Origin of the sequence: Pseudomonas sp. B21-056 (assembly GCF_026016325.1) — a bacterium.
In the GTDB taxonomy this organism is placed as follows: domain Bacteria; phylum Pseudomonadota; class Gammaproteobacteria; order Pseudomonadales; family Pseudomonadaceae; genus Aquipseudomonas.
In genome coordinates this window covers 1,694,509-1,712,074 of the sequence record NZ_CP087203.1, presented here as the reverse complement: position 1 = coordinate 1,712,074, position 17,566 = coordinate 1,694,509, and the positions used below count along the sequence as shown (strand labels likewise).

The following is a 17,566-nucleotide window of genomic DNA, read 5'->3' as shown; positions in this document are numbered from 1 at the left end:
ACGGCTCCTTAAAGACTGTTGATCAATGTGCTGAAGATTTGCTGCGCCGCCTTGATGATCTGCGAAGACGCGGTGTAGTACTGCTGGAACTTGACCAGGTTGCCGGTTTCCTCGTCCAGGTCCACGCCTGACAGCGAGTCGCGGGCGTTCTTGGCGTTGTTCAGGATCGCGCCGGTGGCAGCGCTGTCGAGCTTGCCCTGGGCAGCCTTGGAACCTACGCCTTCCACCAGTTTGCCGTAGGCATCACTCAGGGAAATACCACCGCTGGAGGAACCGGTGTCGACGGTCTTGGCGGTCTGCAAACCGGCCAGGATGGTGCCGTTACGGTTGTCCAGGCTACCCGCCTTGCTGACGCTGACGTTGATGGCGGCACCGTTGGACGGTGCTCCGGCGATGGACATCGCGAAGCTGACGGTGCGCTGCACCGGCGGCACCGACGAATCCATGATCGGGTTGCCGCTGGCGTCTTTCAGCGGAACGCTCAGATTCAACGTGTTGCTTTGACCAGGGGTGATCGTGCCAGCGCTGAGTGTGTTGCCCTGGGCATCGAGCAGTTGGTAAGCCTGGCTGGTGCCATCGGCTGAGGTCGCCCCAAACAACACCTTGACCGGCATGGAGGTCTTGATGCCGTTCTGGATGACGGTCGTCGTCGCCGCGTCGTAGATATCCAGGTTGGTCGTCAGGGTCGGCTGGCCGCTGGCCGGAATGGTCAGCGTGCCGCTGCCGCCCGCCGCGATGGCGGCACCCAGCGGCGCAGCGATCGCCAACCGCTTGGAGTCGGTCATCTCGGTCTTGATATTGCCCGCCGCGTTGCGGGTCGGCGTGATCTTGAACGAGTCGCCGGCCGCCGCGGTGCCGTTGGCAAAGGTCATCGAGAAGCCGTCGATTACCGGTGGCGGCGTGGTCGCGGTGCTGAACGCGCCCATCGACGAGCCATCGGGCAGGCGCTGGACGGTGTAGTTGGTGCCGCTGGTAAACGTCACTTTGTAGTCGTTGGTGCTCAGTTGGCCGGCGTCTGTGATGGCCACGTTGAAATTGCCGGAACCTGCACTGTTGGTCAGTGCGGCAACGCTGCGCTGACTGACCTGCGCGGCACTGTTGATGTCGTTGAACAGATTGGAACCAAAGGCACCGTTCATGTCGATGCCCGACGCCTGCACCGTGTTCATCTGGTCAGCGACCACCAGGGCGACGCGGCCCAGTTCGTTCATGGCCGGGTCGAGCACGGTGCTGCGGTAGCGCATCAGGCCGCCGATTTCACCACCGGTGAGCACCGAGGTGAGGTCCATGGAGCTGGAGCCGCTGTTGAGCTGGATACCCATGCGGCCCGGATCGTTCTTGTCCGGTACGGCCTGCAGGGTATTGACGATAGTGCCCATCACCAGCGGCTGGCCGGAGCCCAGGTAGATGTCCAGGCTGCTGCCGTTCTCCACGACCTGGGTGCCGGTGAACGTCGACAGCTGGCGAATGGCTTCGCCACGGGAATCCAGTAGGTCATTGGGCTGGCCGCCCGTGTTGGAGACCTCGGCGATTTTCTTGTTCAACTGAGCAATGGTGGAGGCCAGGTCATTGACCTGATCAACCATGTTCGACAAGTTGCCGTTGATGTTGTCACTCTGCTGCGTCAACTGGCTGGAAATCGAGTTGAACCGGTTGCTCAAGGCCTGGGCATCGCTGAGCAGCAATTGACGGGATGCATCGTCGCCCGGCTTGGCATTGACGTTCTGCACCGAAGCGAAAAACTTGGTCAGCGCGCCGTTGAGGCCGGTGCCGCTGTCCGAGAGCAGGGAGTCCAGGGGTGTGATCTGGCCCTGGAAGGCCGCCGCATCGCTGTTGAGCGAGGTGGTTGTTTTCAGCTGTGCTTCAAGGTAGGAGTTGTAGACCCGACGCACGTCGGCCAGGGTCGTGCCGGAGCCAATGAACACGTTGCCGTATTGATTGGAGGCCTTGGTGGCCTGCACGGTCTGCTGACGCGAATACCCGGCGGTATCGACGTTGGCAATGTTGTTACCCGTGGTCACCAACGCGGTCTGGCTGGCTGACAGACCCGACATCCCTATATTGAGCAAACTCATGGTTCAGACCTTATAAAGTCGTGGTGGCGCCTGCGGATGCGTAGTTCTGGGAACTGGTCATCTGCCGGGCTATATGCGAAATCTTGCTGGCGTAGTGCGGGTCAGTGGCGTAACCGGCCTTCTGCAACTCGCGTACAAACTGTTCCGGGTTATCGGCCGACTTCAGCACATCTTGATAGCGACTGTTGCTTTGCAGCAGATTGACCAGGTCATGGAAGCTGTCGCGGTACGAGGCGTAGGAACGGAACTCGGCCGTTTCCTTGACCATCTCGCCATTGCGGAACTCACTGGTGATCGCCCGCGCCGAATCGCCCTTCCAGTTCTGGCTGGCCTTGATGCCGAACAGGTTGTGGCTGCTGCTGCCATCAGGCTGGCGCATGACCGATTTGCCCCAACCGGTTTCCAGGGCCGCCTGGGCCACCAGGTAACGTGGGTCGACGCCGATGCGGTCCGCCGCTTCCTTGGCCATTGGCAACATAGCGTTGACGAATTCGTCGGCATCGCGGAAGGCTTTGCGGGCCGGTGCCAGCGGTGGTTGTGCCACGGCGCGGCCATAGACCTGCATATCCCCGCCCGACTCGGAAGCCTTGAGCGCGGCCAGCCAGTCGCCATTGGCCATTTCGCCAGTGGCGGACTTGGTGGCGGCGCGATCCGAGCGGATGTTCTGCGTCGACCCATCGGTATTGGCATTGGTCGATGCCGAAGGCACCAGCCCGGCCAGCAGGCGGTCGGCCAGTTTCGGCGGCAAGGCCAGGCGGCGCTGGTTGAGCAATTCCATGTCGTTGCGATGGCCGCCCTCGCCCGCCTCTTGCGGCGCACTGACGGCCCGCGAGGCCCAAAGCGGGCGCTGGCCGTTGATGCGCGACAAAGGGCCGTCGGTGGGCAGGGTTCCGGCAGCCACCGGGGTGGGCACCGCCTTGATTTTGTCCAGCGCTGCTTGCTGCTTGGCAGCCGATGCCGCGGCCGCTTCGCCCGGCGCCACCGGTTTGTTCTTGGACATTTGGCGCAACAGGACATCCGCCAGACCGATACCGCCACCCTCGCGGGACATGGAAACGGCCAACTGCTGGTCGTACATTTCCTGATACTGCTTGGCTTCAGGCGTATTCATGGGATTGTCCTTGCCCAACGCCTCGGTGGCCGAACGCATGGACTTGAGCATTTCGCCAAGGAACAGTGACTCGAATTCCTGGGCCACTTTGCGCAGGTTGCCGTCGCTGTTCTTGTCGCCAACCTTGAGCTGGTTCAAGCGGTTCAGGTCCGAGTAAGAACCTGAATCCCCACTGATCAAAGCGCCCTTGCGCATATCCATGGTTCGATCCTCAGATCACGATCAGGTCGGCTTGCAACGCGCCGGCCTGCTTCAAGGCTTCGAGAATCGCCATCAGGTCGCCCGGTGCCGCGCCGACCTGGTTCACCGCCCGGACGATTTCATCCAGGGTAGTGCCCGGGCCGAACTTGAACATCGGCTTGGCTTCCTGTTCGGCATTGACCCGCGAACGGGGCACCACGGCGGTCTGGCCGTTGGACAACGGGCCCGGCTGGCTGACGATCGGATCTTCGGTGATGGTCACCGTCAGGCTGCCGTGGGTCACGGCGGCCGGCGAAACCTTGACGTTCTGGCCGATCACGATGGTGCCGGTGCGCGAGTTGATGATGACTTTCGCCACTGCCTGGCCCGGATCGACCTCAAGGTTCTCCAGGATCGACAAATAGTCGACCCGCTGGCTCGGATCCAGGGGCGCGGTGACGCGGATCGAGCCGCCGTCGATGGCCTGGGCCACGCCTGGGCCGAGCATGTCGTTGATCTTGTCGACGATGCGCTTGGCGGTGGTGAAGTCGGAGCGATTGAGGTTCAGCGTCAGGCTGTTGCCCTGGTTGAAACCGCTCGGCACCGCACGTTCCACCGACGCACCGCCAGGGATGCGACCGGCCGACGGAACGTTGACGGTGATCTTCGAACCGTCGCGCCCCTCGGCGTCGAAACCGCCCACCACCAGGTTGCCCTGGGCAACGGCGTAGACGTTGCCGTCGATACCCTTGAGGGGCGTCAGCAGCAAGGTGCCGCCGCGCAGGCTCTTGGAGTTACCGATGGACGACACGGTGATATCCACCTGCTGGCCGGGCTTGGCGAACGCCGGCAGATCGGCACTGATCGACACGGCAGCGACGTTCTTCAACTGGACGTTGCCGGAACCTGCCGGCACCTTGATGCCGAACTGCGACAACATGTTGTTGAAGGTCTGCAGGGTGAACGGAGTCTGGGTGGTCTGGTCACCGGTGCCGTTCAGGCCCACGACCAGGCCGTAGCCGATCAACTGGTTGGAACGCACACCGGAAATGCTGGCGATGTCCTTCAGACGCTCGGCGTGAGCGCTGAAGGCTGCCGTCATCACTAACGCACCGACCAACAGCTGTTTGAGGTTCAACCGCTTAAGATTCAACTGGGCCACCTAGAAAGGGAACTTCGGGCTGAGGAAGAAACGGTCGAACCAGCCCGGCTGACTCGCATCGGCAAAGGCACCGGTACCCGAGTACGTGATGCGCGCATCCGCCACACGGGTGGAAGAAACGGTGTTATCGGTGGCGATGTCGTCGGCGCGAACCATGCCGGCGATGCGCACCAGCTCGTCACCGGTGTTGAGCGTCAACCACTTCTCGCCGCGCACGACGATGATGCCGTTGGGCAACACGTCAGCAACGGTCACGGTGATGGAGCCGGTCAGGCTGTTGCTCTGGCCGGACTTGCTGTCACCCTTGGTGGCCCGGTCGGAGCCATAACCGGCGTTGAGGCTCAGGTCGTTGCTGCCGATCGGGTTGTTGGTGGTCAGGCTGGAACCGAACAGCGACGTCAGGCCGACGCTGGTGTTGCTGGTCTTGTCTACCTGGGAGTTGGCGTTCTTGCTCGCCTGGGTCCGCTCGTTCAGGGTGATGGTGATGATGTCACCGACCCGGAACGCCTTGCGGTCGCTGTACAGGTTCTGCTCGAAACCGGCCTGGTAGATCGAGCCATTGTTGGCGGCGGCCGGCAACGGCGTGCGCGGCAACACCGGAGCATAGTACGGGTCATTGGGCCTGGGCGTTGGCGCGACACACCCCGCAAGCGCGGTGATCCCACTCAGTGCCAGTACAGATACAAAGCGTTTCATGACCCTACCTCTCGGTGTTGCAGGCGCCCCTGGGGCCGCCCTATAGAAGTGATTACAGATTCTGCGTAACGAACGAAAGCATCTGGTCGGCAGTGGAGATCACCTTGGAGTTCATCTCGTAGGCGCGCTGGGTGGTGATCATGTTGACCATCTCCTCAACGGTGCTCACGTTGGAGGTTTCCAGGGTGTTCTGCAGCGTGGTGCCGAAACCATTCAAACCCGGGGTGCCGATCTGCGGCGCGCCGCTGGCAGCGGTTTCCAGGAACAGGTTGTTGCCCACCGCTTGCAGGCCGGCCGGGTTGATGAAGTCGGCGGTCTGCAGGTTGCCGATCACCTGGGCGGCCGGGTTGCCCGCCACGGTGATGGACACGGTGCCGTCGCGGCCCACGGTGAAGGTCTGGGCATCGTTCGGGATGATGATGGCCGGTTCCAGGGCGAAACCGCTGGCGTTGACAATCTGGCCGTTGGAGTCGAGGTGGAAGGTACCGTCACGGGTATACGACGTGGTGCCGTCCGGCTGCAGGATCTGGAAGAAACCGCGACCGTCGACGGCCATGTCCAGCGGCTGCTCGGTGGTTTGCAAACTGCCGGCGGTGAAGTTTTTCTGCGTGCCGACAATGCGCACACCGGTACCCACTTGCAGGCCCGACGGCAGTTCGCTGTCCTGGGTCGACTGGGCACCGGGCTGGCGCTTGATTTGATACAGCAGGTCCTGGAATTCGGCACGATCACGTTTGAAACCCGTGGTCGAAACGTTCGCCAGGTTGTTGGAAATGGTGGTCAGGTTGGTGTCCTGGGCGGACAGACCTGTTTTGGCAACCCACAGAGCCGGAAGCATTCGATTCTCCTCGTACGCCTGATTTTCGGCGCGACGCTTTAATTAATGGTTAGATCTGCAAGACCCGAGCCATGGCCTCGTCGCCTTCTTTGGCGGTGTTCATCATTTTCACGTGAAGCTCGAATTGCTTGGCCAGGGCCAGCACCGAAGTCATCTCGTCCACAGCATTGACGTTGCTCGCTTCCTGGAACCCCGACACCAGTTGCACGTTGGCGTCGATCGGTGCCGGCTGGCCGTCCTTGGTACGGATGGAACCGTCCAGGCCCTTGGTCATGTTCTTGAGGTCCGGGTTGACCAGTTTGATGCGGTCCACTTCAGCCATCACGCGTGGGCCTTCGCCCATGGCACGGATGCTGATGGTGCCGTCCTGGCCGATTTCGATCTTCTGCTCCGGCGGCACGGCGATAGGACCGCCGTTACCCATCACCGGCATACCGTTGCCGGCCCGCAGCACGCCCAGGGCGTCGACATTGAGGCTGCCGGTGCGCACGTAGCTTTCACCGCCGTCAGGGTTCTGCACGGCCATCCAGCCCGGCCCGCTGACCGCCACGTCGAGATCGCGACCGGTTTGCACCAGAGCGCCCGGAGTGAAGTCGGTGGCAGGCCGCTCGGACATGGCAAACGCCCGCGCCGGAAAGCTGTCGCCGAACACCGGCATCGAACGTGCCTGCTCCAAGTCTTTCTGAAAGCCATTGGTGGAGATGTTCGCCAGGTTGTTGGCATGGGCCCGCTGCGCCAGTGCGTTCTGGCTGGCGCCGGTCATTGCCACATAAAGGTACTTGTCCACTGTCGTTCCTCTGCATGCCGGACGTTTGCCGCCCACTGCTGTACTGCTCAGCCATAAGCAATTTGCAGACCAACTTTTTTCTGGCGGCTCGAGCCCAGGCAAACAAAGGACTTGCAGGGTTTTTGCGGGGAAGAAGGAAATGTATCGAAGACGAAAAACCGGCGGTGACATGCCGGTAAGTGGCAAGAGTCAGCCTCACAGCTTGCTCACGACAGCGGCGGCGTCACCTGTATCGATCACCGCGCATGAGGCTCAATCACAAGCAAGCCTGCCTCCACCCTTTAGGCAGCGTTCGGCCCTTACCGAGGAGTTGGCCGATTTTTTGCTGGAATCCACACATCAAGAGCCAGTTGCCGGTTTCATGGCGTTGCGACCGTCGATATTGACGGCGGTAACATGCCAGACCGAAAGGACTCTCGAGCTGCGTGCCATTTTTTAGTCAACCCGAGCAGTGTACCCATGGCCAACTCCATCACCGTTACCAGCCCGCTCCTCCCGCCTCTGGAGGAGTTCATCCCTTACCTGCAGCGGATCTGGGACAGTAAACGCCTGACCAACGGTGGTCCCTTCCACGAACAACTGGAACAGGAGCTGGCCGAATACCTCGGTGTCCAGCATATTTCGCTGTTTTCCAATGGCACCCTGGCATTGGTGACGGCCCTACAGGCGCTACGTATTACCGGTGAAGTCATCACGACACCGTATTCATTCGTCGCTACGGCTCACTCGCTGCTGTGGAACAACCTCAAGCCGGTGTTCGTAGACATCGATCCGGTCACCAAGAACCTCGATCCGCAACGTATAGCCGAAGCCATCACCCCGGCCACTTCGGCGATTCTGCCCGTTCATTGCTATGGCATTCCCTGTGATGTCGAGGGCATCCAGGCCGTCGCCGACACCTATGGACTCAAGGTCATCTACGATGCCGCACATGCGTTCGGTGTCCGCCATAATGGCGCGAGCATTCTCAACAACGGCGACCTGTCGATTCTCAGCTTCCACGCCACCAAGGTATTCAACACCTTCGAAGGCGGCGCCATCATCTGCCCTGACGCAAAGATCAAGCGCCGCATCGATTACCTGAAGAACTTCGGCTTTGCCGATGAAGTAACGGTCATGGCTCCCGGCATCAACGGGAAGATGAACGAGCTGCAGGCGGCATTCGGCGTGATGCAGTTGCGCCACATCGACGAGGCCCTCGGTCGTCGCAAAAAAGTGTTCGAGTACTACCAGAGGGCGCTGAAAGGCATCGCCGGTATCAGCCTGCTGGAGCAACCGCAGGGGCTGGACTGGAACTATGCCTATTGTCCGATCCTGGTCGACGGTGAGCGTTTCGGGGTAAGTCGGGACGAGCTGTACGACCGTTACCGCGCAGAAAACATCCTGGTACGCCGGTATTTCTACCCCCTCATCAGCGAATTCCCGATGTACCGCGGCCTTCCCAGTTCGGATCTTTCTCAGTTGGGGAATGCCTACGAGGTGTCCCGCCAGGTGCTATGCCTGCCGATCTATCCGGACCTCGATCCGCAGGCCCAGGAGCAGATCATCGAGGTGCTGCTCAAGGCCCGGGTGGCATGAGCCTGGCCCACACCTCGAATGCCTGCGCCGCGGCAGCGGACCGGCAGCATCGGATTGCCCTGATGCAACCTTATTTCCTGCCCTACCTGGGTTACTTCCAACTGATCGCCGCGGTCGATTGCTTTGTCATCTATGACAATGTGCAGTTCATCAAGAACGGCTGGATCGAACGCAACCGTTATCTACTGGGCCAGGAACCGAAGTGGTTTCGGGTGCCGTTGACCAAGGGCAGTCACACGCAGCAAATCATGGAGAAGCGCATTTCCGAGGCGTTCGACCCTGGCGATATTCTCAACCAGCTGAGCTTCGCCTATCGCCGCGCACCTCACGTTTCACGCATGCTGGCGTGGCTGGAAGCGCTGCTGGTCGCGCCAGCCCGAAGCATTGCCGAGCTCAACGAACGGATATTACGGGCCTGCTGCAGCCTGATCGGGCTGCAAACCCCGATCACCCGTTCCAGCGACCTGCCGATTTCCGCCGACAGCAAAGCCCAGGACCGGGTCCTTGAAGTGGTTCAGGCAAGCACTGGTACCCATTACCTCAATCCCTTCAACGGTGGGCATCTCTATCAGGCCGAGGCATTCCAGCAAGCGGGTATCACCCTTGAATTGCTCAAGCCTACCTTACCCGACTATCGACAGGGTTCGGATGAACACCCCTTCGTGCCCGGTCTGTCGATTCTCGACGCCCTGATGTACAACGATCCGCAAACGGTAGGCGCCTGGGCGAAATGCGGGGAAATTGTCCGTGCCTGAAGCCATCGGCGGTTATTTCGAACTGGAGCTGCGTAAGGGGCAACATCCTTATCCGCAGGCAGTGGGCTTCAACTCAGCCCGCTCAGCCTTCAAGGCTTTGCTATTGGCGCGCAAGCTGCGCCGGGTTCATTTGCCTTTTTACATATGCGACGTCATGCAGGACGTGCTGCACGGATCCGGCATCGAGGTGTTGCGCTATGCACTCTCCGAACAGCTCGAATTGCCGGTCTTCCCGCCCCTGGAGGCCGATGAGGCTCTGCTGTTCGTCAATTACTTCGGACTCAAGACCGACTACATCGGCACAGTGCTTGCCGCACGCTACGGTCAACGACTGATCGTCGACAATTCCCAGGCGCTGTTTTCAGTGCCGCTGCCCGGGATTGCGACCCTGTATTCACCCCGCAAGTTCGTCGGCGTTCCCGATGGTGGCTGGTTGGTCAATGGGCCAGCTGATCTGCCGCAAGCCGAGAGCAGCCGCTCTCAGGCACGTTTCGGCGCGCTTCTGGGTCGCCTCGAAGACCCTCCTCAAGATCACTATGCGGTGTTCCAGGCATTGGAACAGGCACTGGAGAACGACGGCATCAAAGCCATGGCCACCAGCACAGCCCGCGTGCTCGACAGCATCGATTACCAGGAAATCGCCAGGCAGAGGATGGATAACTTCGCGCAACTGCGCCAACGCCTGGACCATTGCAACCGCTTCTGCAGTTGGCCCGCACAGCCTGTTGCCACTCTGTGCTACCCGCTGTTGGCCAAATCCGCCGAAACGGCGACCCGGCTGCGTACTCAACTGCTGGAACAACACATCTATGTGCCTGGTTATTGGCGCGAAGTGCTAAGTACGGCCACCGCGCCGACCATAGAAAGAGACTGGGCAGAATGCTTACTACCGCTACCGATCGACCAGCGATACAACGTCGATGACATGAATCGTCTTGCCGACGCCATCCTTCAGAACACGGGGAAATCATGAGTATTCAAGGTCAACACGTCCTGCTGAGGGCGTTGGAGCTCGAGGACCTACCGCTGCTGCATCAGTGGTCCAATGACGAGGCTCTCTGGAGCCTCCTGGGCGGCTGGCATTTCCCCACCTCACGGGAAGCACAACGGGAGTGGTTGCTGAGCCTCAAGAGCGACTCCCTCAACCAGCGCTTTGGGATCGAGGTTCAGGGCCAGGGCCTGATTGGTACGGCGAACCTGGTCAGCATCGACTGGAAGAACCGCACAGCCGAACACGGCATGATGATCGGTGCCCCATCCCTGCGCGGCCAAGGCCATGGCACCGACGTGATTGCCACAGTGATGCGCTACGCCTTCGACGAACTGGGCCTGAGCCGCCTCTCGACTACCATCATTGAGTACAACGCCGCCTCCCTGGCGACCTATACCCGCAAGACCCCCTGGGTTATTGAAGGCGTGCAGCGCCAGTGGTACTACCGCAAGGGCCAGCGCTGGGACCGCATCCTGCTCGGCGTAAGCGCTGAAGAGTACCGTGCCTGGCAAGCCGCCCGGGGAGACACTCCATGAATCAGGCCTTACAAGCGCTGCAAGCGAACGGCTACGCCTGCCTGCCGTCCCTTATTACGGAACCGCTGCTCGGCCAGTTGCGTGAAGACCTCGCCAGCGCCATAGAACGTTGCCGTCGGGTACAGCTGGAAAACGGTATCACCCAGAGGACCGAGCAAACCGCACACCATATCCTTGCTCAAGACACTCATTTCGTCGAACTGCTCGACCGGTTCGCCGGATGGGGGATCGTCGACCTCTTGCGACATATGCTCGGCGGCGCAGCAATCCTCAATTCATTTGGTGGTCTGAACAACCTGAACAGCACCGACGCCTATGTGCGAAATGTGCACCGGGACGTGCGCTCCTGGTCAGCCGAATCCATGCAGATGGCCCAGGCCCTGGTGCTACTCGACGACTTCACCCCCGACAACGGCGCAACCCTGTTTCTGCCAGGTTCGCATACCGCACCTGAAAAACCCGACCCTCAGGTATTCGAAGCCCAGGCCCGCAAGGCCCTCGGCAGTGCCGGTTCGATTTACTTGTTCGACTCACGCATCTGGCATGCTGCCGGCGTCAACCGCACCGACCTGCCACGACGCTGCCTGACACTGACGTTCACACGCAGCCATTTCAAACCGCAATTCGACTATTGCCGGGCGCTTGGCGACGAATTCTGTCTCGCGCAGACACCGGCGCTGCAACAACTGCTGGGGTGGTATGCCCGCACTCCCTCGACCCTTCATGAGTGGTACCAACCTGAAGAACAACGTTTCTACAGGAAAAGCCAGGAATAACGCCATGTCCACACGCGACTACAACAAAGAATTTCAAGATAACGCTCACCGCAGCTATTTCTACGATTTCGACTCGCGCCTGCGACGCTATATGCTGGACAGCTTCGGCCCCTGGCTGGCGGAGGGGCCGACCTTGGAAATGGGCTGCTTCGAAGGCGCCTTCACGGCCCTGTTCGCCGAACGCTTTGCCGACCTGACAGTCATCGAAGCGGCCAGCGACCTGATCGAAGTCACTCGGAACAAGGTCGGCTCAGGCGTCAGTTTCGTCTGCAGTACCTTTGAAGAAGCCGAGCTGCCACCACGCTTCGCCAACATCTTCCTGATCCACACGCTGGAACACCTCGACGACCGCCAGGCGGTGCTCAAGCGCATTCACAGTTGGCTCGCCCCGGGTGGTCGCCTGTTCATCGCCGTGCCTAACGCCAATGCACCGTCGCGCCAGATCGCTGTCAAAATGGGCCTGATCGAACATAACAGTGCAGTGACCGAAGGCGAACGCCTGCACGGCCATCGGGTCACCTACACCCTCGACACACTGGACCACGAAGTACGCAGTGCCGGTTGGCGAGTCAGCCAGCGCGGCGGGGTGTTCTTCAAGCCACTGGCCAACTTCCAGCTGGACAAGGCGCTGGAAACCCAACTGATCGATGACCGCTTCATGGACGCCTGCCATGCCCTGGGCATGGTCTATCCAGATCTTTGCGCCAGTGTCTTCGTCATCTGTGAACAGCCCTCCAGCCCCAAGGCGACCGTATGACCTCTCCATCTCTGCATGGCCAGCCGCGTCACCCCTACTACATCGCCGCTCCGGACTATCGGGAGACCTCCTCGGGGGTGTGCGTGCTGCACTACCTGTGCCATGCGCTGAATCTGGCCGGCTACGAAGCCTATGTCACACCATGCAAGGTCAATCCGAAACTGCGCACGCCGATTCTTACCGACGAGGTACGCCGGCACCATCTGTCGTTAGGCCTGGCGCCGATCGGGGTCTACTCCGAGGTCATGGATGGCAACCCGATTGGTACGCCGATCGTGGCTCGCTACATTCTGAACCGTGAAGGTTTCCTCACTGGCCGTGCGATCAACGCGCAGAAATCTGACCTGTTCTTCTATTACACCCAGGATTTTCGTGGCAATAGCAAGAGCGATAACCTGCTCCTGCTGCCAGTCATCGACTCGCAACTGTTCTCGCCGCCAACCGATCCCGTGCAGCGCAGCGGCAATTACCTGTATTTGCACCGCTTCGACAGAACCAAGATCGACTACTCGCTACTGCCGGGCGATATCGAAGTCCTGAGCCTGGCCAACCCGAAGACCCTTGCCGAGCTGGCGCAGATTTTTCGAACGGCTTCAACGCTCTACAGTTACGAAATCTCGGCAACGTGCACCGAAGCCATGCTCTGCGGCTGCCCGGTTGTCTATATGCCCGGCGGTCACGTCAAGACCCAGCCGTTCATCGAACAATTCGGTGACGCCGGTTCGGCACTCTTTGACGAGCCTGGCGGACTGGAGCGCGCCCGCGCCACGGTGATGCAGGCTCGCAAGCGTTGGCTGGACATCGAGAACGCCTTCTGGCCCCAGCTGGAACGCTTTCTCGATATCACTCAGCAGGCCGCCATCAAGCGGGTAACCGACAGCCATGTTCCCTCGGTCAGGGACTGGCTGCGCAAGCGTGTCCTCACACCAATCCAGCAACAGCTGGTGGATCAGCGTCGCCAACAACTCAGCGGACAAACCAGCCTGACGCTGTTGATACTCGATCCCCTGGGCGATATGAATGCCTTGAGCGAGACCCTGGAAAGCGTGGCGCTGTGGCAATCGCGCACCTCGATCAGGCTGCGCATGACGGTCCTGAGCACTGTGCAGGGGCCTGCCAGCCTGCCCGGCAGCCTGCGCTGGCTGACCTGCGCCAACCCAGGCGCCAGAGAATTGAACGAAACGCTGCAAACGGATGACAGCGACTGGATCATGCTGCTGACCGCCGGCGAAGAATTCTTGCCCGGCGGCACGTTGATGCTCGACTTGGACTTGCCCGGTGCCGAAGGCTGCCGGATGATCTATTGCGATGACATGTATCGCTCGGCTGATGGCCCAAACCCGGTGTTCCGACCTGACATCAACCTCGATTACCTGTTGAGCTTGCCATTGACCCTGGCCAACCATTGGCTGATCCGACGCGAGCAGGCCCTGCAAGTCGGCGGTTACGACCCACAGGTGCCCGCGGCGCTCGAACTGGATCTGATCCTGCGACTGATCGACACCGATGGCATGAACGGCATTGGCCACCTGAGCGAACCGCTGGTGGTCTGCGACACACCAAAACTGACCGACAACCCTGACGAACTCAATGCCCTGCAGCGGCACCTGAACAATCGCGGCTACCCGAACGCCAGGATCCGGCAGGAACCGAGCAGGCATTACCACATCGAGTATGGTCACGACCAACAGCCCCTGGTGTCGATTCTGATCCCTACCCGGGACCAGCTGACGCTGCTGCAACGCTGCGTGGAAAGCCTGTTGTCGATGACGCGCTACCCGCACTTCGAAATCATCCTGATCGATAACTGCAGCCAGACCGAGGAGGCGCTCAACTGGCTGAGCGAGATGGATTCGATTGGCGGCGACAAGATACGCGTCGTCCGCTTCCCATATCCGTTCAACTTCAGCGCCATGAACAATCTTGCGGCCAGCCAAGCGCGCGGCGAGTACCTGGTATTGTTGAACAACGATACGGCAATCATCCGCGAAGACTGGCTGGACGAATTGCTCAACCATGCCTTGCGCCCCGAAGTAGGTATTGTTGGCGCCAAGCTGGTTACCCCGGCCGGCACCATCCAGCAGGCAAGCCTGATCACCGGGCTACGCGGTCCAGCCGGCAGCCCGTTCATCGGTCAGGCCGCCACTGGCGGCGGCTATCTGCAGCGTCTGCAGGTCGACCAGAATACCAGCGCGGTCAGCGCGGCCTGCATGATGATCCGCACGTCGCTCTATCTGGAAGCCGGCGGTATGGACGAAACGCTGTTCCAGATCACCTGCAACGATCTGGATCTTTGTCTGAAGGTGAAGAGTCTTGGCTACCTTAACGTCTGGACACCGCGTGCGGTGCTCTTGCATGAGGGCGGGGCAACCTTGTCAAAGGCCGACAAGAGCGAGTTCAACGAGCAACGCTTTGCCACAGAACAAGATCAAGCCTTGAGCAAATGGCTGAGCGTCCTGTCCACTGACCCCGCCTACAACAGCAACCTGTCATTGCGCGGCAGTGGCTTTGAGCTGGAAGCCATCAATGAGCTGACCTGGCGGCCGCTGACCTGGCGACCCCTTCCGGTCGTATTGGCTCATCCCGCGCAGTCGGCACAAACCGCCAACCAGCGCGTCATCGAACCATTCACTGCCTTGCGTGACGCTGGAAAAATCGAAGGTTGCCTCCACAACAGCCTGCTGCCGGCGACGACGCTGGAACGCTATAACCCCGATGTCATCGTCTTCCAGCACCAGGACGACCCGCTACGCCTGGAACAGATGCAGCGCATCAGCGTCCTCTCCAAAGCGTTCAAGGTCCTTGAACTGGATACGTTGACACCGGAGAACCCGCAGTGGCTGACGTCACTGCGACAAGCGGCAAGCCTGGTCGACCGCATCATCGTGGCGACGCCTGCGATGGCAGAAGCCTGTGCCGGGCTGCACCAGGATATCCGCGTCCTCGAAACACGTCTGGGCCACAAATGGCGCGACCTGCCGCAGATGCGCCAGACCTCTGGCATCCCTCGCATCGGCTGCGCCATCGACCCGGCGCAGCCCTTCGTCCAACCCCTGATCCTTGAGCTGATGCAAGTGTTGGCAGGTCAAGTGGAGTGGGTACTCTGGGGCGATGTGCCGACGTACCTGCGACCGCTCGCCAACGAGGTTCATGACGACGTTCACGACAATCCCGATGTCATGGCCAGCCTCCAACTGGATATCGTCCTCGCCCCCCAAGGCTTCGGCCCGACCCGAGAAACCGCAAATCTGCTCCAGCATCTGCAATATGGCGCTTGCGGCTACAGTGTGATCGGCAGCGACACCACTGATTATCCGGCCGATCTTGCAATCACGCGCGTAGCGAACAATCGGGAACAATGGTTGAAAGCGATCAGCGACCACCTGGCCGACCGGGACGCATCACGGCAGCAAGCGGCCCGACTGCGCGAGCAAGTGATCAATAGCTGGGTCTTCGACGACGCCTACGCGGCGCGCTGGGTTCAGGGATGGTTACCCGACTGACCGATATCCGGGCGAAACGACTGGGGCAGTGCACGCGGCTTTGAAGAGCCACTATGCGGGCCTGCCCACGTCATATTCGCGCAACTTATTGGCGATGGTGGTATGGGATACCCCCAATCGCTTGCCCAACTGCCGGCTGCTGGGGTGTTCGGAGTAGAGCCGTTCCAGCACCGCTTTCTCGAATCGCCCGACAATCTCATCCAACCCACCGTCCAGGGAGAAGTCGCCCAGGGGCTGGCGCACGCCGTAGTCCGGCAGGCGGATGTGCTCGGCCTTCACCTTCCCACCGTCGCACAGGGAAACGGCCTGGAACAGCACGTTTTCCAGTTGCCGGACATTGCCCGGCCAATGGTAATGACTGAGGCGGTCCATTGCCGCCGGGGCCAGTTTCGGCAGCGCACAGCCGATCTGGCGACTGGCCTGGTCGAGAAAGTGCTCCACCAGCGGCGCCAGGCCATCGAGGCATTCGCGCAACGGCGGGATGTGCAGGGACAGGACGTTCAAGCGGTGATACAGGTCCTGGCGAAACTCGCCTCGGGCACAGAGTTCGGACAAATCCACCTGGGTCGCGCAGATCACCCGGACATCCAGGTACACCTCTTCATCGCTGCCGACCCGACGGAAGCAGCCGTCCTGCAAAAAGCGCAGCAGCTTCACTTGCAGGCGCGGGCTCATTTCCCCCACCCCGTCGAGAAACAAGGTGCCGCCAGCCGTCAACTCCAGCAGGCCGAGCTTGCCTTCGGCACGGGCGCCTTCGAAGGCACCGGGGCCGTAGCCGAACAGCTCGGTCTCGGCCATGGACTCCGGCAACCCGGCGCAGTTGAGCGCCATCAACGGTGACTGTCCGCGCGGGCTCGCCAGGTGGCAGGCCCGGGCCAGCAATTCCTTGCCGGTGCCGGTTTCGCCTTCGATCAATAGCGGCGCGTCCAGCGGGGCCATGCGCCGGGCTTCGCGGACCACCGCAGCCATCACTTTCGAGCTCTGGAAAATACTGTCGAAGCCGCGCAGCTCCTGCTTGCGCACGTTATAGATACGCTCACCGACCCGGTCGGCCCGATGCAGCGTCAGCACCGCGCCGGCCATGGCCTCGCTGTCGTCATGCTCCGATTGCAGTGGAGCGATGTCGGCCAGGAACACATCACCCTTGACCTTGACCCGTAGCCCATTGATGCGCGACTGGTTGGCGCGCACCAGCTCAGGCAAGTCGAAATCCTCGGCGTAGCGGGACAGCGGAATTCCCGGCACCTCGTCCACCCGCACCCCAAGCAACTGCGCCGCCGCCCGGTTCGCCGCGACGATGGAACCGCCCATGTCGATGGACAACACCGGAAATTCCAGGGCGCCAAGCAGCGCATTGAGCTCCATGTGCCGACGTTCGCTGGGCATCAGCCCTACCCGCTTGACACCGAACACGCCGGCAATGCCTTCGAATTTCGGCCGCAACGCCTGGAACTGAATGTTGATCAGGTTCGGGCAGTGCAGGTAGATCGCATTGCCGTGCTCGCCACCGACTTCGCCCCGGGCAACGTTGATGCCGTACTCCACCAGCAGGTTGAGAATGTCCCGCAGGATGCCGATGCGGTTCTGGCAATGGACTTTGATGCGCATAGGGAGGCCCGGGAGCTCGTTGTGAGGGATTTTTTCTGAGGCTGAGTGCAAATAACCGTCAAGATTATGTGACAGTTGTAGGCCATTTCCTAGCTTGAAATCCAACCAGCATCGGATCACAACCCAATCCGTAACGAAAATTTTACAAAAATTCCCTGTTCAACCCGAACACCTCGTCGCCGCCCCGCTGCACATTCGCCTGCTTCGCGCTAT

General features: G+C 60.8%; 14 protein-coding genes. 7 read left to right on the top strand and 7 right to left on the bottom strand.

What is annotated here, in order from left to right:
- Positions 1–8: 8 nt before the first annotated feature.
- Genes flgK through LOY67_RS07625 form a run of 6 tightly spaced genes read right to left on the bottom strand, consistent with a single transcriptional unit; the run spans position 9 to position 6,849 of the window.
- Positions 9–2,075: a flagellar hook-associated protein FlgK gene (gene flgK, locus LOY67_RS07650; RefSeq protein WP_265066640.1), complete on the bottom strand. Its 2,067-nt coding sequence runs from the start codon at positions 2,073–2,075 to the stop codon at positions 9–11.
- 10 nt (positions 2,076–2,085) lie between these two features.
- Complete coding sequence (gene flgJ, locus LOY67_RS07645; RefSeq protein WP_265066639.1) at positions 2,086–3,387, bottom strand: flagellar assembly peptidoglycan hydrolase FlgJ; 1,302 nt, start codon at positions 3,385–3,387, stop codon at positions 2,086–2,088.
- Between the two features lie 10 nt (positions 3,388–3,397).
- Positions 3,398–4,468, bottom strand: coding sequence for a flagellar basal body P-ring protein FlgI (locus LOY67_RS07640; RefSeq protein ID WP_265067713.1), 1,071 nt, complete (start codon positions 4,466–4,468; stop codon positions 3,398–3,400).
- Between the two features lie 60 nt (positions 4,469–4,528).
- Positions 4,529–5,224, bottom strand: a complete 696-nt coding sequence (gene flgH / locus LOY67_RS07635) for a flagellar basal body L-ring protein FlgH (protein WP_047701662.1) — start codon at positions 5,222–5,224, stop codon at positions 4,529–4,531.
- 52 nt (positions 5,225–5,276) lie between these two features.
- Complete coding sequence (gene flgG, locus LOY67_RS07630; RefSeq protein ID WP_265066638.1) at positions 5,277–6,062, bottom strand: flagellar basal-body rod protein FlgG; 786 nt, start codon at positions 6,060–6,062, stop codon at positions 5,277–5,279.
- A 49-nt stretch (positions 6,063–6,111) separates the two neighbouring features.
- Positions 6,112–6,849 (bottom strand): flagellar basal body rod protein FlgF, encoded by a 738-nt coding sequence (locus tag LOY67_RS07625; RefSeq protein ID WP_144928307.1) that lies wholly within the window; start codon positions 6,847–6,849, stop codon positions 6,112–6,114.
- A gap of 459 nt (positions 6,850–7,308) precedes the next feature.
- On the opposite strand from LOY67_RS07625, the gene vioA reads away from it, so the two are divergent.
- Genes vioA through LOY67_RS07590 form a run of 7 tightly spaced genes read left to right on the top strand, consistent with a single transcriptional unit; the run spans position 7,309 to position 15,745 of the window.
- Positions 7,309–8,427, top strand: coding sequence for a dTDP-4-amino-4,6-dideoxy-D-glucose aminotransferase VioA (vioA, locus tag LOY67_RS07620; RefSeq protein WP_265066637.1), 1,119 nt, complete (start codon positions 7,309–7,311; stop codon positions 8,425–8,427).
- Positions 8,424–9,182 (top strand): WbqC family protein, encoded by a 759-nt coding sequence (locus tag LOY67_RS07615; protein ID WP_265066636.1) that lies wholly within the window; start codon positions 8,424–8,426, stop codon positions 9,180–9,182. Before vioA ends, LOY67_RS07615 begins: the two co-directional genes overlap by 4 nt.
- On the top strand, positions 9,175–10,155 hold the full coding sequence (locus tag LOY67_RS07610; RefSeq protein ID WP_265066635.1) for a hypothetical protein: 981 nt from the start codon (positions 9,175–9,177) through the stop codon (positions 10,153–10,155). The genes LOY67_RS07615 and LOY67_RS07610 overlap by 8 nt, the downstream gene beginning before the upstream one ends.
- On the top strand, positions 10,152–10,709 hold the full coding sequence (locus tag LOY67_RS07605; protein ID WP_265066634.1) for a GNAT family N-acetyltransferase: 558 nt from the start codon (positions 10,152–10,154) through the stop codon (positions 10,707–10,709). Before LOY67_RS07610 ends, LOY67_RS07605 begins: the two co-directional genes overlap by 4 nt.
- Entirely contained in the window at positions 10,706–11,485 is a 780-nt protein-coding gene (locus LOY67_RS07600; RefSeq protein WP_265066633.1) for a phytanoyl-CoA dioxygenase family protein, read from the top strand. The genes LOY67_RS07605 and LOY67_RS07600 overlap by 4 nt, the downstream gene beginning before the upstream one ends.
- A 4-nt stretch (positions 11,486–11,489) precedes the next feature.
- Entirely contained in the window at positions 11,490–12,242 is a 753-nt protein-coding gene (locus LOY67_RS07595; RefSeq protein WP_047701668.1) for a class I SAM-dependent methyltransferase, read from the top strand.
- Complete coding sequence (locus LOY67_RS07590) at positions 12,239–15,745, top strand: glycosyltransferase family 2 protein (protein ID WP_265066632.1); 3,507 nt, start codon at positions 12,239–12,241, stop codon at positions 15,743–15,745. Before LOY67_RS07595 ends, LOY67_RS07590 begins: the two co-directional genes overlap by 4 nt.
- 51 nt (positions 15,746–15,796) lie before the next feature.
- On the opposite strand, the gene LOY67_RS07585 is transcribed toward LOY67_RS07590, so the two are convergent.
- Entirely contained in the window at positions 15,797–17,353 is a 1,557-nt protein-coding gene (locus tag LOY67_RS07585) for a sigma-54-dependent transcriptional regulator (protein WP_265066631.1), read from the bottom strand.
- Between the last annotated feature and the right edge of the window lie 213 nt (positions 17,354–17,566).

Coding starts and splice junctions, on each gene's coding strand:
- flgK (WP_265066640.1), bottom strand. CDS start 2,075: ATGAGTTTGCTCAATATAGGGATGTCGGGTCTGTCAGCCAGCCAGACC.
- flgJ (WP_265066639.1), bottom strand. CDS start 3,387: ATGGATATGCGCAAGGGCGCTTTGATCAGTGGGGATTCAGGTTCTTAC.
- LOY67_RS07640 (WP_265067713.1), bottom strand. CDS start 4,468: ATGACGGCAGCCTTCAGCGCTCACGCCGAGCGTCTGAAGGACATCGCC.
- flgH (WP_047701662.1), bottom strand. CDS start 5,224: ATGAAACGCTTTGTATCTGTACTGGCACTGAGTGGGATCACCGCGCTT.
- flgG (WP_265066638.1), bottom strand. CDS start 6,062: ATGCTTCCGGCTCTGTGGGTTGCCAAAACAGGTCTGTCCGCCCAGGAC.
- vioA (WP_265066637.1), top strand. CDS start 7,309: ATGGCCAACTCCATCACCGTTACCAGCCCGCTCCTCCCGCCTCTGGAG.
- LOY67_RS07615 (WP_265066636.1), top strand. CDS start 8,424: ATGAGCCTGGCCCACACCTCGAATGCCTGCGCCGCGGCAGCGGACCGG.
- LOY67_RS07605 (WP_265066634.1), top strand. CDS start 10,152: ATGAGTATTCAAGGTCAACACGTCCTGCTGAGGGCGTTGGAGCTCGAG.
- LOY67_RS07600 (WP_265066633.1), top strand. CDS start 10,706: ATGAATCAGGCCTTACAAGCGCTGCAAGCGAACGGCTACGCCTGCCTG.
- LOY67_RS07595 (WP_047701668.1), top strand. CDS start 11,490: ATGTCCACACGCGACTACAACAAAGAATTTCAAGATAACGCTCACCGC.
- LOY67_RS07590 (WP_265066632.1), top strand. CDS start 12,239: ATGACCTCTCCATCTCTGCATGGCCAGCCGCGTCACCCCTACTACATC.
- LOY67_RS07585 (WP_265066631.1), bottom strand. CDS start 17,353: ATGCGCATCAAAGTCCATTGCCAGAACCGCATCGGCATCCTGCGGGAC.